Genomic DNA, 17494 nt, shown 5'->3' on the forward strand with positions numbered 1-17494 from the left:
CAATTTGTCTTTAGCAGATTTGCAAAAACATAAAGAATCCGGTTCACGATATGAACCGGATTCTTTTTTATTTATAATCTCAGATTGAATAAAATCTAATCTTCGTATTCGGTTTTTTTAATGTACATATTCAAAACTTTCTGCTGCATTTCATCAATTGGATACCCATCAGGTTCCAAAACAAAATTCATCGCAATTCCATCGAGCATCGAGGCAAGAAAACGCGTTTCCATCTTGGGGTTTTCAGTACCTTCTTTACTAAAATATTTTCTAATTATATTTAATTTCGGACTTACGATTTCGTGCAATTCATGTTTGTACCGGTCAACCACCCCCGGCTGAAGTCTCAAAGAATAAAAAAGGCGAAAGAAATCAAGATTTTTTTCAACAGAATCAAAATAATCGTTAATAAAAAACAGTAATTCAACCTCCTGCAATTTACCATCCTGATTTGGATCTACTCCATCAAATATTAGATGTACTGCCTCAGCAACAATTGTGTGAAGCAAATTCTCCTTCGTTTCAAACAGAGAAAATAACTTTTCCTCACTAATACCAACTTCACCGGCAATCATAGCACCTGTTGTCGAGAAATAGCCATCCCGCACAAAAATTTCTAAAGCAATGTTAAGAATCTCTTTTTTTAATAAATCATTTGCTGGATTATTTTTCGTTTCTGCCATTATCTGAAATTTTAATAATTAAGCCACTACCTCTGTAAGTTACAACAGAATTTGGCTTAATTCCAAAATTTTTTATTTTCAGCAACATTGGTTTTATCTCAAAACTACCCTGCAATGAAATTATATTCAAACAAATCCCGGCAAAAAGCCAGGACAATGTTTTAGTTCAATATTACATTTTTCTTCTCAAAAAAGAATAGCCTTAAATTTTTCTGGCCTTAACGGATTTATAAATCGAAGTCGTCATTGAATTTTCGTGCAAAACTTTGAATATCAAAAAAAATACTATCCAACAATTCGCTTTACTCAATTTTTTATACTCCCCACTAAATATTCTTGGCACTTCACTCATATATTTTTTTTTCATAAATGCTTTTTAAGAATATTTACCGATAGATAGTGACGAACGAATTAATTTTTAACATCAAATTACATTTTTATTACACCAATACAATTTAATGTTATCAATTTATGGTATACATAAAATTCAAATGATCTGGACAATTAAATCATCGATTCCAAATCATTTAAAACAGATTAAACAAAGTCCGCAGAAACTCTGTGGCATGTTATGGATAATAAGATCCATCTGTAACATCAAAAAAAATAAAAAAAAGACAATTTTATGAAAAACTCAACAAAAGAAATGGAGAATGTTGCCACACTAGTTGCAAACAGCCAAACCGGTGGAGATGAATTCTACGCAGAATTGCAAAAAAAAGCCCAGGATGCGGTAGCTTCAATTTTTAAATCACCATTGTATCCAATTCAGTATCCTTCTCAAGGAGATTTTTTATGGAACTGGCAAAACATGAATAACGACTTTAACGAATCAACCTACAATTACATTAATTCAGTCGTAGCTCCCGGGGATATTACAAATACTGCTAAACTTGGATCACCAGGAAGTTTTCCAAACGCTTATATTCAAATATTGAATTCAATAATGTACTCGCTGAACACCAAAGATCAAGGACGGTTGGATCAAGCAACAAAAAATGCTTCGACACAGGGAGGAACAGTCGTTTCTGATTACCAAACTTGTTACGGTAACATCTCTGCTGAAGAGATGGAAAAAGTGAAGGTGAAAACCAAACTGGACTACATTATTGGTTATATTTTTGGTAGTGTTTGGAGTGGAAAAGAAGCTGCAGGCGAAAGCCCAATCAGCTATACTCAAATGACTGAGGCCAGAAACTTAAAAAAATTATTGCCTAACCGCCCTGCATCAAGTGATCAGGTAATTTCAGACGTTTCTATCTATCTAAATATTATGAGTCCGGTAAATGCTTTGCAAGATGCACTGCAAAACGGCTCGTGGATACTTACATCATTAAAAGATTGCACTGAGTTTCCAGATAAAAAAAATGGAGGAATTAAAACGGTAAATCCTAATACCGGAGTAATTTCTGACAAATTTAATGTTGGGTATAGTATCAACAAATCAAAACAGGAGATTTCAAACGACCTGCAAAACAAAGGCCGTACCATTGAAATTAAAATGGAAACACATTCAGCTTCAGGAAGCGAAATGAATGTACATATTGAAGGTCAGGCTGGATTTAGTGTTGGTTCCTGGTTGAAATTCGGAATCTCAGGTGGAGGTTCATACGACATGTCGAAAGCTGAAGGAACAAGTACTGATTGTTCCGTTTCAATGAAGTGGGAAGGATATGCAATGATACCAATGGGTCCTACAGCATGGCAGCAAGCTACTGAAAAAGGATGGTATTATGCTGATCCAATTTCTCAAGCTGTAGTTAACGCAGAAAAGGATATTAGCGGATTTAAGTTTGTGATTAAACCGCCCTTCAATATGGACACTTTTAAAAATGGTGGAAACTTTGGTATGCTAAACAACCTTTTAATTGCTAACTACCCAACCGTTGAAATCACATATCGAAATGCAAATTTCAGAAAATTCAAAGAAAGTTGGGAAGAACATGCATCGGGAAATCTGACACTTTTTGGTTTTATTAAACTAGGAAGCTTTAGTCAAGGAGTTTACAAAAGCTCTTTCAAAGAAAGTTCTGACAACAGTTCATTTAAAGTTACATTCTCTGCTTCGGATGCAATTGTTAGTGTTCCTGAACTGCAGCAAAGTGCATATGCTATTGGAGGTGCAATTACAAATCCAGGTGCTTAATCAGCTGTTGTAACAAATACCTGTTTCCACTATGCAGGTAATACTATAGAAGACCTGCTTTTCAGCGGGTCTTCACATATTACATAGATTCTATCCATATTGTAAAAAGAATATTTGAGATGACTAAATCTATAGTAAGAATACTTTTACTTCCCCTTCTGGCATCTGTTGCTCTTTCATTTCAAACGGACACATATGAAATTGCTCAGTGTAACAATACAAAAAATGATACGGATACAACACTACATCAGGTATCAGAATCGCTTTACCCTATTCTTACGGATGCAATAAACAAAGGAATTGCTTCCTTCTATCAGGAACAGATAACTCTTATTCAATACCCGTCACAAGGTAGTTTAAAATGGTACTACCAAAATATGAATGGAATATTCAATGAAGGAACATTCAACTATGTAAGTGCACGGGTACAACCATCAGAAGATTCAAAATATTTAGCATCACTATCCCATGCAGGCGGATTTCCAAACGCTTATTCCAATCTGCTAAAGAAAATATATTATAATACAGGCGAAACGGAACAACTAAGTGATTCCATTCCTCAAGGTCGATGGGCATTATATCAACTTACAGAGAATACCTGTAATCCGTCAAACGCAAATGGTGGAATGAAAACAATAAATCCAAATACCGGTACTATTTCAGAATCATATCAGGTTGCCTATACAATCTCAAACTCAATTGATCAACTGAGAACAGAGCTGAAAAATAATCGAAAATCGATAAAAATTGAGATAAAAATAAACAATCCAAACCCAATCAATGTGCAAATTATTACCTACAATGAAACAACAACCGACAGTATTTTATACTGCTTGCCTGATTCGATAACATCGCTTCTTCTCCCATTCAATGCGGGAACGATGGAAAATGGAATACTGGGAATGGAATATTACGGAGTTACGATGTTCAATATCCTTCCTAAAAAATGGGAATTTGAATCAAATACAGGATGGTACAATGGATTTCCGATTGCAGATGCAGTCAAAAATACGAACCCAAAAAATAAAGGATATCACTTTGCAGTGACACCTAAATATAATTTAGGCTTACTAAAAGACGGAGGAGACTTTGGCTTTATTACCAATTTATTGATTTGTGACTCTTTGGTCAGCACATTCTCTGATCTTGAAGAACCTGTTTTAAAGGAGAATCCAAATACTCTCACCCCGTCGAACCTATTTCGCGGCAATCGGACTTCCAATGAAAATGTTGTGATCAATCTGAGAGAATCCATTTTTCCTAAATTGAGTGTTCCGATCCTTGAGCAAACAGCTACAGTTATCGGCGGCACTTTTTGTTTTCCCGGCGCAGAAAAAGCAACTCCGCAAAGAAAATGATTGTTGTTGATTAAAAACCAGACAGGTTCTGTTTGTTCAAATCCTCAACCAAACAATTCATAGAAATCATGTCAAAATCACCAAACTTTTCAGCTTCATAATTCTTAACAAATTCCCGATTGATTAAGAATAGTTTACTGTTGTAGGTGTCCTGCAGAAATGTATTCTCGCTGTGAAAATCCTCAAAATTGGTAAAATTAAGCGGACAAGTTGATAATTCCCAGTCATCGCCTTCGGGACTCATAAATAACAAAGGCAGTCCGTGTGTGCGGCAAATAAAAGGTCTGGATTGGTAGATTTGACACAAATCATTAATCAGGAAATTGCAGTCGTCAGCTTCTTCATCCAGTTCCTGATACTCTTTTGGCGGATTTGCCTTCAATTCCTGCAAGATGCTGAAATACTCCACCGGTAAAACTGAAAAATGCATACAACACTCCGAACAACCTTTTTTGCAAGCCATTTCATCTTTATGCAAGTTGGCTAACTTCTCACTCAATTCGCTTACTTCATTTCTTAGTTCGCGATATCTTTCCAATTCGTTTTGTGCCTTGTCATTCATGTTCTATCTCTTTAGGCTGGCAAAAGTAAGTAATTACGCCTTTATTCCAATTCGAAAGGCAGTAGTTCTCCTAATTCTATTCTTTCCGGCCTTACAATTGCCCGGATGGGATAAACTTCCACTCCATTTTCGTAAGCTTCTTTTAATGTTGCGGCATAATCAGGATCGATATCATATGCAGGAGCAAATTTATCGATGTCGGTTCGTTGAATCACATAAACCATCACAGCTCTTTTGCCTTCTTTCTTTACCTGCATTAATGTATTCAGGTGCTTTTTACCCCGAATTGTCACCGCATCGGGAAAACGTGCATACTCTCCCACTTTCATACTCACATTTTTCACTTCGATAAAACACTCCTCCTCCTCATTCGATGCAAAAACATCAAAGCGGCTATCGCCAAATTTCACCTCTCTTTTTACGAACGAATATCCTCTCAAAGCACCAATTTCTTGATTTTTGACGGCTTCGTAAACCAATAAATTCGGAACTGCTGTATTAATTCCTACCCAAGATTTGTTAATCCGGATCATCTCCCAGGTATACTTGGTTTTACGTTTGGGGTCATCAGCAAAGGTCAGGAAGACCTCAGCTCCTTCTTCCAGACAAGATTTCATACTGCCCGAGTTCGATGTATGAGCAACAACAATCTCCCCATTGTCCAACTCAACATCAGCTAAAAATCTTTTATATCGCTTTATTAATCGACCATGCACAAGTTTATTGGGAAAAATCATATTTATAATTTATGTTGGAAAACCAAAGATAAGCAGATTTCACCTACTTTTGTGAAATTAAAAAGATATGAATTTGAATGATGCCAACTGAAATTTCTCCAAAAATATTTATTTACAATCCTACCTGCGAAATGGCCATTGCCAACGGAACGGTTAGCTTTATGCCCAATAAAATCTTAACAAAGTTTGAGCAGGATCTGGATGTATTGCCGATGTTTTTTGCAGATAAAATGGATACAGTATTGGTTCATCAATTGCCTGACCCGCAATTTATTGATCTGCTGATAAACGCAGGTGTAACCATCCCTAATTTCAAACCAATAAGCGCAGCATTAGCAGACTCTGATTTTATTAAAATGCCAAAAGGCAGTCTTCATCCGTGGGGCTGGAGTCCAAGAATTCATCACATTTTTAAACCATTTAAAAAGTCTTGCAGTCCTGATTTTTTAAATCAGCCAAATGCCTGTTGGAAAGCAGAACATCGTGATTTGTACAGTCGTAAAAAAGCTCTTGAAATTGGAACTGATGCTATTAACCGCAGAAAAAACTCACTGTTTATTGATCCCGATCAGACAGCACAAGTCTGCACCAGTGTTTTAGAGGTAGAAAACCTAATGAGCAAATGGAAACAAATTGTAATTAAAGCACCATTAAGTTCTGCAGGAAGAGGCATACAGATTCTTCGGTACGCCAGCTTAAATGAATCCATTATTCAATCGATTAATGGGATACTTGCCTCACAATCCTATGTAATGGTTGAACCTTTTTTTAATAAATTATTCGATTTCTCGATTCAATACTATTGCGATGGGAAGGGTGAAGTGAATTATTTGGGTTTGGGATTTTTTGAAACTGATTCGAAAGGACAATACCTGAGCAACTATCTGGGGGGTATTCCAAGCAAAATGGAAAAATTATTGACCGGAAAATACATTCATGAATTGGAGACCTGCATGTCGGAAACGCTTGCTGATTCGGATATTGCACCCAACTATACGGGTTATTTTGGAGTTGATTGTATGTTGGTTTTAGATCGTGAAGAAAAGCTGAGAATTCATCCTTGCCTGGAGATTAATCTTCGGTACAACATGAGTACTTTGGCTCTTTTTCTAAACAAAAATATTCGTTCAGGCTCGAAAGGTAATTTTAAAATCTTTAATCAATTCAAAGCAAGTTTCGACCAATTCCATTTGAAAATGATGAAGAAACATCCACTTGAAATTCAGGATGGAAAATGGGTAAATGGATATCTGCCATTGGTAAGTCCATTTCAAAATAAAACTTTTGGTGCCTATATCTTACTCGAAAAGGAATAAAAAAAGGGATTCTCGCTCCATGTGAAAACCCCAGTAATTCAAATTCTAGTTGGCACTAATTGTCACCTTAAGCAAATCATTTACTGCAGGATACGTAAATCCGTCATTCACCTGCATTACCTTAACCTCTTCAGTATCTCCGGTATTCGGTTCCGCTTGTCTTGGTGCCTGATTATTACCTGCACCCGGGTATTCATTCACCTCGGTTCCGGCATCCCATAATTTTAACATCAATGTTACATCTCCGGTAACCGGAATTCCATTATTGAATAAAGCAATTCCCATATCATCAAAAGCTGCAAATATATCATTTGATTGTCCCAACATCGTTGCCAGATTTAAATAATCGCCTTCGGTTGCTTCAAAAGTAAATTCGAAAGCATCTCCCGGAAATATCGGCGCTCCGCCACTTTGTCCCACAGGTTCCGAAAAAACACCGTGAGCAACAACAGAAGACAAACCGTTCAAATAGGTATCTAAATCTTCGGGGTCGCCGTCTTCAGCCAATTTTTCCAAACCATTACCCGCTTGAACTTCACCATCTGTGAACAATGGGTAACCAGCTGTGCTTACCGAAAATACACCGGGAGCAAAAGGGGAAACATATCCACTGTTATCAGCTAAAAACATACCTGTACCGGCATTCTCTCCATCCTCTGCCAATCCTTCCAAACCATTTGCGGCAACCTGATTAGCTGTGAAAACAGGCATTCCTGAATTATGAACTACCCAAACTCCTGGCGCTATTGGAGACTGGAAGGCATACATGTCGGATACATTATTAATGGTAACTGTAAATTCAGAACCACCATCGTGAGCCAAACTCATCTGAATTACTTCAGAATTTGCCGGATAGGTGTATCCATCCATTACATCGGCAACCAATCTAACAGTTCCGTTTTCATCCATTCCAGTATTTGCACCTGCTTGTCTGGGAGCCTGATCGGCTCCTGCGCCTGGTTCTTGATTTACCTCTGTTCCTGCATCCCAAAGCATAATTTCAGAAGTTACGTCGCCTGTTACAGGATCTCCATTTGCATCGTACAAAGCTAATCCTGTATCAGCAAAACCATAAAACAAATCATTGGATTGAGCCAACATTGCAGCGAAAGAAAGGCGGGAACCCTTTCCTGCATTAAAGCTAAAACTTAATGATCCACCAGGCCCAACAGCATCAGATATACCCGATCTAAAAAAATCTTTACCTGTTTGAATATTTTCCACCCGAACTGTGAAAACTCCTTTTTGAATTGGATTCATTACAACATCATCGTCTGAATTGCAGGCTGAGAATAACAATGCGCCTGCTGCGGCTAAACTTAGTATCTTTTTCATCTTTTTACATTTTTTGATTATTACTCTATACCAAAATTAGCATCGTCAACAATCATAAAATGTAAGCCATATCACATTTGCGAAAAAAGATGAAATCTTTATAATTTTTCTTTCGCTAAAATTTTTATTTCCTTTCTGGAATAATCAATAATTCCTTCTTCCTTCAATTCATTAAATAAGCGTGTAACGGTTTCTCTGCTTGTTCCAATTAAATCTGCAAAATCTTTTTGTGTAAAAAAATGACTCACAACCAGCTCTGCGCCCTCAATAGTTCCATTTTCATCGGCCATCTCCTTAATAAACTCGCATAATCTGGTTCTAACATCCTTAAAAAGGAGAGCTTCCAAACGCCGTTCCATTTTTTTTATCCGTACACCTATCAGTTTGTAAATTGAAAAGCCAAACTTTTCATTTGTACGCATTAGTTGATACATATCCGACAATCTCATTGGGCACAGTTCGGTGGGTTCACTGCAGGCCAGTGCATAATCACTTCGTTTTTCTTCTCCCAGCAGAGCTTTTTCTCCAAATATTTCTCCTTTCCCGAGAATTGCCTTCACAACTTCCTCACCGTCTTCGTTATAAGAAACAATTTTCACCTTTCCTTTACTCACCATAAAAATTGATTGAGAAGCATCTTCGGGAAAATAGATAAAATCTCCTTTCTTAAATCCTTCAAAATGATCTTTTCCAAACTCCTTTAACTTATGCGGACAAAGAACCTGATAAAGGTTAATATTCTCGAAACACCAAATTGAATCACTCATTGTAATACTAATTTTAGAATCTGAATTTAATTCATTCTATTTTAAATAAACACGTCCCTTTTGCAATCTGTATATATTGAAAAAATCCCTTCCTGTGCAAGAAAGGGATTTGTGAAACACCATATATTTTTAATGATGATGATGCTCTTCCTCTCCAAAATACAAATGAGAAAGCTCTTGAACTGCCTGCTTCAACTTCTCAACATATGTTAGATCTGTAGTTTGTTTAGACTTCATCGCATAAACACAAATTTCGTGAAGAACAGCCAGAAGTTCTGCATTTTTAGCCATTATTTTAGGATCATCTGAAACTTTTACCCTTTGAAACATAAAGTACTGGGTAGCAATATCCTGTATTTTATTGGCATGATCTTCTTTATTGGTGATCCATCGAACCAGTTGATTGTAGTCTACTTTCTCTGCAGATGATAATTCGGTAATCTTTTTCATGCTTTTCTCAATGGTTTCAATATCTTCCGACAACATGATGATCCGAAGAGAATCGGCATAAATTCCGCAGGGAATCTCGCAATGAGCATACGTTTTTGATGAAGCCCCAAGCAAGAGCATAAACAAGATTAGAAGGCCTGCTCCAATTTTTGATTGTAAAGTTTTCATGGAAATCATTATTTTTTAGTGAATATTCAAACTTCTTATTTAAAATTAGTCTAAACATTCATAATACAAAAATTTCCGGCTTTTAATTTCCAAACAAAAAACTAATTCGTGTTCACTGTCCTGCAATTTTACAATCCATCGTACAGAATATCGATGTCAGCATTTTAGTTTTGCTGTTCATTTAAAACAGAAGGCTATATCGAGCTTTGTTTCAAATCACAAGCCAACTATCCGGCACCGTTAAACCAATCTTTAAAGCTGCCAACCTTTTCTCTGCTTACAATCAATTCCCTGTCAAATTCCTGCGATAAATCTACTTTCAGTCGTGAATTGGAGTGAACCGAAACACCGTTTATTGAATTGATGTTAACGATAAAGGAGCGGCTGATCCGATAAAACTGCTCCGGATTCAACAAATCCTGAAGCTCTTCCATTTTGTAATCGATAATGTAGCGGTTGCCTTCTTTCAACAGAATAAACACGTCTCTGCCATCGGCATAAAAAACAGAAATATCCTCTGCCTTAAAGGATCTTAGTTTTTCGCCGATTTTCACCATGAAACGTGTTTTGTAATTTTTTTGAATAGTAGCCAGAGCATTGCTTAACTCCTCAAAATTCCTCATATTCCCGGCTCCTGTCAATGATTCCTTAAGGTGCTCTAATTTTTTCAAACTGGTATACAGATTATCAAACGTAACCGGTTTTAACAGATAATCGATGCTGTTTAATTTAAATGCATTCAAAGCATATTCGTTGTATGCAGTAGTAAAAATAATAGGTGTTTGCACCTGTACTCTATTAAATATTTCGAAGCTCAATCCATCAACCAAATGGATATCCAAAAAAATCAAATCAGCTTTGTTTGATGGGTTTCCCAACCAGATAGAGGAATCAGTAACTGAATCGAACCGATCAATCACCTTAATTTTGGGATCGTATTTGTGCAGCAAACGTTCCAACTTATCGGCGGCCAATACTTCATCTTCTATAATAACTACATTCATGGTTAACAGGGATATGTGGTTTAGTAATTTGCTAATCTTCTAAATTAATTTTCGGAATGTAAATTTGGGTGAATTCACTCTTTTTATCCCAAACAAGCTCCTTATTTGAATAAAACCCAATGGCTTTTTTTAGAGTCTTCATCTGCATATTCAATTTGGGAACCGGAGTTAACCGCTCCGAAGACAAAAAATAAAATACAATATAATCATCATTTTCGCTCACATCAACAACCAATTTGGTATTTAAATCAACCATTTGGTAATATTCTATCATTTGCAATACCTGCAAAACAGTATTGGGAACAATATGAATTTCTTTTAGAGATGATTCAATCTTCCAATTGACAATAAAGTTGTTGTTGTATTTGTTATTTCTGATGAGTATGTACTGATCAACCTTTTGAATTTCCTCTTCAAGCGAGATAATTTCAGAGTATCTGTTCCCTAATATCCGCCGGTAAAATAAAGCCAGATGATCGATGAATTTTTCTGCCTGATCAACTTCTTTTTTCCGAATCAGACTAATTACACTTTCAAGTGACTGATATAAGAAATCGGGATTAATCTTATTTTTAAACACCTGCAGTTCAAATTCAATATTTTTCCGATTCATTTCCTCTTTCTCCAGCAGAAGCACCTTTTGCTGATCTAAAAACCGGATACTCAGATAAAAAAGATGATACAAAATACCAACTAAAGTAAATACAATAAGGAAAGAGGTCAATTCGGCCCTAAACTCACTTAATCCCAGAAAATAAATGAAGTAGAGAGAAAAGAAAGCGAAAATAAGAATGATTGTGATGATAAAACTTCCCATAAACAGGAAAAAGGATTTCAGCAAAACCCGTTCTTTTAAATAGCCGATTTTCTCTGTTTGATGAATCCAAAAGCGATATACTTCGAATAAGGCAAAAGTCACAATTCCCAAAAAGAGGACTTCTTCCGGACTAAAATTGTTTCCAATTTCAGAGAGTCGGTCGAATATTAGTAATATCAGCAGGTAAACGAATACAGCAACCAAGGGTGGTGCAAATATCCTGTAAAGCAGATGGTTTAAATAATTAGTCTTCATAGTTAACAGCTGTTCTTTTGGTTTTGCATCTCAATTATTTCAATTGAGAAATCAGTGGTAAACTGACTTTAAAATGTTCATTTTTATCCAGAAGAATCGTCTCATCGGTAAAATAAGAGTATCTCTTTCGAATATTTTCGATGCCAATTTGAAATGATTCCGGTTGCTCCCGCAACGGATTGATATTGTTTCGAACGCACAAATAATTCTTCTCCGAATCAATTTCCACGGCCAGAGGTGTTGTTTGCGATATCAGATTGTGTTTAATTGCATTCTCAACCAGCATCTGCACGCTTAAAGGGGGAACATAGCTTTTTAAAACAGCATCAGGTAAGTTGATCTTTAATTCGTATGCTTCCTGAAACCGGACCTCCAGCAAATAATTGTAGGCCTGCACAAAATCCAACTCTTTTTGCAAAGGAATTAATGCCTGATCGTTCTGCTTAAATATAAAGCGATAGCTTTCGGCAAACATACGGATAAAGCGTTCCGCCTTTTCGGTATTCTTATAAAGCAGCGAAGAAATTGTATTCAGGGAATTGAACAAAAAGTGAGGATCCAATTGAGATTTTAGTGCTTCAAACTGCAGATTAAGCTGATTGTTGATCATCTCTGCCGAGCGAATCTCCTCTTCCTTCATCTGATTGTAAGAATACACCACAAAATCCAAAAGGGAATAAACAAATACGAGAATAAAAAGAATGATGACCGATTTAAAGAATTCATCTTTATACATCAACCAAAACTGTGTATAAGTTAGTTCGGTGCGCAGCGATATTAAAAACATTTCGGAATAAATTGCCACCAGTACCAAACCTACCACATACAGCAAAACACATTGAATTAGAAAACGAAGCGCATGTTTTTGACGCCAGTTAAAGTTCCTGTTTAAATACTGCCCGATTCCCAATGCCGAAAAGCCGGCCCACAAACCAAATACAGCACTGGGCACATAGCCGTTGAATTTAAATTCGGCACCAGGCAATTCGCCTGCATGACCATAAAAAGCCAGCATATAGCACAAAATTCCAAGAACAGGACTGATGATAAAAAAACGTAAGTATTTATTCATTGGTACGTATGGGATTTTAATTCTATTTAGTTTACTACCAAATTAACATCAAAACATGCCTTATAAAATGTTTCTTTTCAGCTATATCTTCGTTAAAAAAGATGCATCGTAACATGGCTGTGCTTTACTTTTTTGCCTCGATACTGCTATAAATTAATTCATTTTAATTAAAGTCTGTTTTGAAATTAAATTGGTATAAATACCTGCTAAAGGTAAGGCAAGCAGTCAGAAATCAAACTTTTACAACCTCAATTTCGTTCTATATTGTGTAATTGCATGCCAAAAACAATTCATAAACTGTTGATCATCCTATTAAGTTACAACAACCGGCTTATCTGTCTTTCCGATGAGAATAAATCGCTTTCATAACTTTTCCATATTCATATTCAGAACTAATTTCCTGAGTCGCATTAATAAGAGCATCATAAACTCTCTCATTGCTCAAATCCATTTTTTGACTTGCTCTGGTCAGGAATTGAGCCAATTCGTAATTGGAAGAAATATTCTCAGATTTTGAAATAAGTTCCAACTGCTGTTCTACTGACAATTCCTCCTGATTTAACAACGAATTGTAAAACTTACTTAGTTCATACGAAGAAGAAATATTATCGGATGCTTTTATCAAGTAGTTAAAACGCTCGGTGCCTAAGGCCTCATAACCAATCAACTCATTTAATATTTGCGTATAGGAATATTCTGATGATATCTCTTCAATCAATTCATTAAATTCATCCAGATTAGACATATTCAGCAAACCTCTCTTGATCATTGTACCAATAATTTGTGTCCTTTCATAATCGGAAGATAAGCTGTGAGTTAGTTCAATTATTTCATTCAGGTTCTTTGTTGAAAGTCCGTCTGCATTCAGCAACGACTTAATAATCTGGGATTTTTCGTAGTCCGATGAAAGGTCTTCCGCTTCCTTTAGCAAAACAGTTAATTGTTCATTGGTCAGCCTGTCATCATGCAAGGCCAGTTTCATTAAATTGGATTTTTCGTAATCCGATGAAATGTCATCAAAAGCACCAATAAAAAAGGTGAAATTTTCGTTGGTTAAATCATTCAGTTTGTAAACAGATGACAACACCTGCGATAATTCGTAGTTTGAGGATAATTCTGCCAGGCTTTGAAAAAATTCAGCCGAGACTTCTGCGTCTTGCAAAAATACAGGATTGTACTTTTTAAAAATCTGAGACAACTCGTAATCAGAATCAATCCGGTAAGGAAACTCCCTCAGCAAATTTTGCAGTTCCGACTTGTTCAATTTATTATTCTTCAAAAGATATTCAACCATTCTTGAACTAAAATAGTCACTGTCGGTTTTCTCAAGTTCCGATAAAAAGCCGGTGATGCCTTTCTTCTGATAAATCTTATTAACACGGTTCTCCAAATCCAATCCCGAATTACGAATTACATCAGGCAATACCTTTTTCATCCATTCCCGGCCTTTGGGTTCAAAATTCACCTCCTTATTTCCTTCAAAGTATCGGTAAGCAACACGTCCGTTGTCCGAACTTACGTATAGCTTTCGTTTCATTCCGAAACTCACCATGCTGATTTTCAGATATCCGCCATCCGATATCGAAATAATATCTGTATAAGAATCATTAAATTCGATATCTCCGTTGCTTGAAATCTTGAGATTTTCACGATTCCAGTTCGAATTCCAGCTAATCGTTATTTCTTTATCGGGCTTAACTGCCAAAACATTGTAAGCCGGAAGCATTATTATGACTGCCATTACCAGTAAAAACTGAATGTACTTTCTCATATCGTAAGTATTAGTTGTTGTTTGTATGTCTTTTGTAATTTTTCTACGATACAATATTCCGAAATAGTTATTGGAATGAAAAATAAAATGAACTCAACTGTAAAATGAATGTAGTGAATTGTATTTACTACCAAATTAACATCAAAACATGCCTTATAAAATGTTTTCTTTTCAGCTATATCTTCGTTAAAAAAGATGCATCGCAACATGGCTGTACTTTACTTTTTTGCCTCGGTACAGCTAAAAATTAATTCATTTTAGAAGCTGTTTAAATTTATTTTTAGAAATTTTTATCGAAGAAAAAAGACTCAGAATAAGGCAAATTTGATGCGAATAGTGGTTCTATTTAAAGATAATTTAACGCAATTATGAGGTTTTTGGCTTATAAAAAAGCTAAAGGATAAATTTTTAAACAGTTTCTTAATTAAAGTCCATTTTGAAATTAAATTGGTATAATCCTCTTCCTTTTCGCGATGCGCTAAGCAAAAATATTTCCATTCCGCAATCAAAAAATAGTTTGGAGTGTATCCGGCGCAAGCCAGACTATCAAAAAAAAGTTTGATGAGCATCCGGCGCAAGCCAGACCATCAAAAAAAATTTTGGAGTGCACCTGGCACAAGCCAGACCATCGAAAAACAGTTTGGTGAGCATCCGGCACAAGCCAGACCATCAAAAAATAGTTTGGTGAGCACCTGGCACAAGCCAGACCATCAAAAAACAGTTTGGTGAGCATCCGGCGCAAGCCAGACTATCAAAAAAAATTTTGGAGTGCACCTGGCACAAGCCAGATTTTACTTTTGTCCCTCCTTTACAGGGATAGAAAACAAAAAAGCCACCCCGAAGGATGGCTTTGAAATATGATTTTGTAATTTCTTACATGTTCATACCACCACAAACGTGAATGGTTTGTCCGGTTACGTATGAAGAAAGATCGGAACCTAAATAAACACATGTTTTTGCAATTTCTTCAGGAGTACCGCCTCTTTTCAAAGGAATTTTACCAGCCCATTCTTTCACAACATCTTCAGGAAGTTTTCCTGTCATTTCTGTGATAATAAAACCCGGAGCAATTGCATTGGAACGAATTCCACGGGAACCCAATTCTTTAGCTACTGATTTTGTAAAACCAATAATTCCTGCTTTAGAAGCTGAATAGTTAGCCTGACCGGCATTTCCGCTAACACCTACAACAGAACTCATGTTGATGATAGACCCGCTGCGTTGCTTCAACATTGTTTTTTGAGCTGCTTTGGTAAAGTTGAATACAGATTTCAAGTTCACGTTGATTACCATATCCCACTGCTCTTCGGTCATACGCATTAACAAAGTATCTTTAGTGATACCAGCGTTGTTAACCAAGATATCAATTGCACCAAACTCTGCTACAATTTCATTAACTACTCTGTCAGTATCAGCAAAATTACTTGCATCCGATGCATATCCTTTGGCTTTTACGCCGTAAGAAGCAATTTCTTTTTCAGTTTCGATTGCCTGCTCATTGTAGAACAAATCAGTAAAAGCAACATTAGCACCTTGCTTTGCAAATTCGATTGCAACTGCTTTACCAATACCACGGGATGCACCGGTAATAATAGCTGTTTTTCCTTCTAATAACTTCATGAAATTCTATTTTGATTTTTTACTTTCAATACAACACCCGGGTTATCCGGTTTTTAAAACTAAGATTTCCAACAACTTAAATTGTGATTAATCACACTTGTATTCGAAAATCGAAAACAAATATAAAATATTTTCCTCTATTTTACTTTATGAATTGGGATTTTGAAACGGCCTTTCGGGATTTACTGTAGATTTTACAATTTAATTTTCCGATAACAAAACCCAACTAATCAAAGCGGTAACTTATCTATTCTGCTGAATCAAGTCTTCTAATTCCAGCTTTATCTCACTGGCTATTCTTAGCAGAAATATTTCTGTAATGATTAAAGCAGTAATCCTTGAACCGATAATTCTATAGGAAATATTTTGCGTGTACATTATTTGCAAACAGTCTATTTAAAACAAGCTCTTAACGTCACTAGATATAGATTAAGCGTATACTATACCTGAGAGTACAATCATACAAAACTTAGCAGGTTTGTGAATATTTTATGTAATTGCGCCAATCAAGCTTTAGCTTCGGAAAATTTTTAAATATAATAGTCCCATACCTAGCACCAATATTGAGAAGTACATCAACTTCTTACTTGAAAACACCTTATCAAAAAGATCTATTCTAGAAATATACGATTGATCTACCCAACCATATTTATTCTCTTTACCAAGACTATATTTAACCAAACAGTATTTTGATGAATCTTGGATTACCTCAACGCTTTCTCCATAATTCAGGAAGGATACAACATTATAATTAGTTGTTGTATTTACTGGCATAGTTCTTACACGGACATTAGAAGTATTTATATAGCAATCCTCGCTGTCAGGTATGATAGAAATAAGAGACAATCCAATTGTAAAATATAAAGCGAATTGAGTAATTTTTAAATTTCTATTATCAATAGAAAGGAACTTATCTTTAACCAGATTTTTCAACCTCTCATCAATTAGATAATCACATTTTGAGAGTCTAATAAATTCTTTTGCAGAGATTTGTATCTCTTCTACCTGCTTAACTGATCTTCTTCCAACAACCTTTAAATTATCTGTACCTGCTCTTAAATTTAGTTCAATAATATAACGATCACTACAAAGTTTTTCAAATAGAAAGATAACTGTAAGTATTCTTGATTTTATACGATTTCTTCTGTCTGTTTCATTCTTTCCATCAAATAAACACGATAGTCTTTTTCGAAAACTCATAGAATTTTTTCTATCAATCAATATTTTAAAACGATTATCATACTGATCTTTTAAGGAGAAAAATCTAATTTTAAGACTATCCAACTCTACCGATATAGAAATTTCTGGAAAAAATCGAGTAAACACCTTTATCATTAGTCGATCTAATGTCTTGTCATTAAGCCGAATGGGATTATCACAAATATATTTTATAACCTTTCTTTCAAAATTAGAAAAATGACTCTTTTCCATTT

At 35.7% G+C, this 17494-nt stretch carries 15 protein-coding genes; 3 read left to right on the forward strand and 12 right to left on the reverse strand.

Features of this window, described 5'->3' with window-relative positions:
• Positions 1-95 precede the first annotated feature (95 nt).
• On the reverse strand, positions 96-683 hold the full coding sequence (locus ACY0M5_RS15195) for a TetR/AcrR family transcriptional regulator (RefSeq protein ID WP_461629718.1): 588 nt from the start codon (positions 681-683) through the stop codon (positions 96-98).
• Positions 684-1308: 625 nt separating this feature from the next.
• Between ACY0M5_RS15195 and ACY0M5_RS15200 the strand changes: the two genes are divergently transcribed.
• Complete coding sequence (locus ACY0M5_RS15200; protein WP_124992765.1) at positions 1309-2829, forward strand: hypothetical protein; 1521 nt, start codon at positions 1309-1311, stop codon at positions 2827-2829.
• Between the two features lie 119 nt (positions 2830-2948).
• Positions 2949-4187 carry a hypothetical protein gene (locus ACY0M5_RS15205; RefSeq protein WP_461629719.1) on the forward strand — a complete coding sequence of 413 codons (1239 nt, stop codon included), beginning with the start codon at positions 2949-2951 and terminating at the stop codon, positions 4185-4187.
• A gap of 10 nt (positions 4188-4197) precedes the next feature.
• On the opposite strand, the gene ACY0M5_RS15210 is transcribed toward ACY0M5_RS15205, so the two are convergent.
• Positions 4198-4749 carry a YkgJ family cysteine cluster protein gene (locus ACY0M5_RS15210; protein ID WP_461629720.1) on the reverse strand — a complete coding sequence of 184 codons (552 nt, stop codon included), beginning with the start codon at positions 4747-4749 and terminating at the stop codon, positions 4198-4200.
• Between the two features lie 41 nt (positions 4750-4790).
• Complete coding sequence (sfsA, locus tag ACY0M5_RS15215; protein WP_461629721.1) at positions 4791-5486, reverse strand: DNA/RNA nuclease SfsA; 696 nt, start codon at positions 5484-5486, stop codon at positions 4791-4793.
• 77 nt (positions 5487-5563) lie between these two features.
• Here sfsA and ACY0M5_RS15220 point away from each other — a divergent pair, with 77 nt between their 5' ends.
• The gene (locus ACY0M5_RS15220) at positions 5564-6802 is read left to right on the forward strand and encodes a hypothetical protein (protein ID WP_461629722.1); all 1239 of its coding nucleotides are present in this window, start codon (positions 5564-5566) and stop codon (positions 6800-6802) included.
• A 45-nt stretch (positions 6803-6847) separates the two neighbouring features.
• On the opposite strand, the gene ACY0M5_RS15225 is transcribed toward ACY0M5_RS15220, so the two are convergent.
• The 9 genes from ACY0M5_RS15225 to ACY0M5_RS15265 all read right to left on the reverse strand — a co-directional run bounded on the left by ACY0M5_RS15225 (position 6848) and on the right by ACY0M5_RS15265 (position 17492).
• Positions 6848-8137: a spondin domain-containing protein gene (locus ACY0M5_RS15225; protein WP_461629723.1), complete on the reverse strand. Its 1290-nt coding sequence runs from the start codon at positions 8135-8137 to the stop codon at positions 6848-6850.
• Positions 8138-8235: 98 nt separating this feature from the next.
• Positions 8236-8904, reverse strand: a complete 669-nt coding sequence (locus tag ACY0M5_RS15230) for a Crp/Fnr family transcriptional regulator (RefSeq protein WP_461629724.1) — start codon at positions 8902-8904, stop codon at positions 8236-8238.
• Between the two features lie 129 nt (positions 8905-9033).
• On the reverse strand, positions 9034-9522 hold the full coding sequence (locus ACY0M5_RS15235) for a superoxide dismutase [Ni] (protein ID WP_461629725.1): 489 nt from the start codon (positions 9520-9522) through the stop codon (positions 9034-9036).
• Positions 9523-9749: 227 nt separating this feature from the next.
• Positions 9750-10526 carry a LytR/AlgR family response regulator transcription factor gene (locus tag ACY0M5_RS15240; RefSeq protein ID WP_101307942.1) on the reverse strand — a complete coding sequence of 259 codons (777 nt, stop codon included), beginning with the start codon at positions 10524-10526 and terminating at the stop codon, positions 9750-9752.
• A gap of 31 nt (positions 10527-10557) precedes the next feature.
• Entirely contained in the window at positions 10558-11598 is a 1041-nt protein-coding gene (locus ACY0M5_RS15245) for a histidine kinase (protein WP_320019268.1), read from the reverse strand.
• Between the two features lie 34 nt (positions 11599-11632).
• Positions 11633-12670 (reverse strand): sensor histidine kinase, encoded by a 1038-nt coding sequence (locus ACY0M5_RS15250; RefSeq protein ID WP_156195941.1) that lies wholly within the window; start codon positions 12668-12670, stop codon positions 11633-11635.
• A gap of 331 nt (positions 12671-13001) precedes the next feature.
• Positions 13002-14441: a hypothetical protein gene (locus ACY0M5_RS15255; protein ID WP_461629726.1), complete on the reverse strand. Its 1440-nt coding sequence runs from the start codon at positions 14439-14441 to the stop codon at positions 13002-13004.
• 873 nt (positions 14442-15314) lie between these two features.
• Positions 15315-16061: a 3-oxoacyl-[acyl-carrier-protein] reductase gene (gene fabG / locus ACY0M5_RS15260; protein WP_101307946.1), complete on the reverse strand. Its 747-nt coding sequence runs from the start codon at positions 16059-16061 to the stop codon at positions 15315-15317.
• A 513-nt stretch (positions 16062-16574) separates the two neighbouring features.
• Entirely contained in the window at positions 16575-17492 is a 918-nt protein-coding gene (locus tag ACY0M5_RS15265; RefSeq protein ID WP_461629727.1) for an SH3 domain-containing protein, read from the reverse strand.
• Positions 17493-17494 lie beyond the last annotated feature (2 nt).

It is taken from the genome of Labilibaculum euxinicum (assembly GCF_963678175.1).
GTDB lineage: Bacteria > Bacteroidota > Bacteroidia > Bacteroidales > Marinifilaceae > Labilibaculum > Labilibaculum euxinus.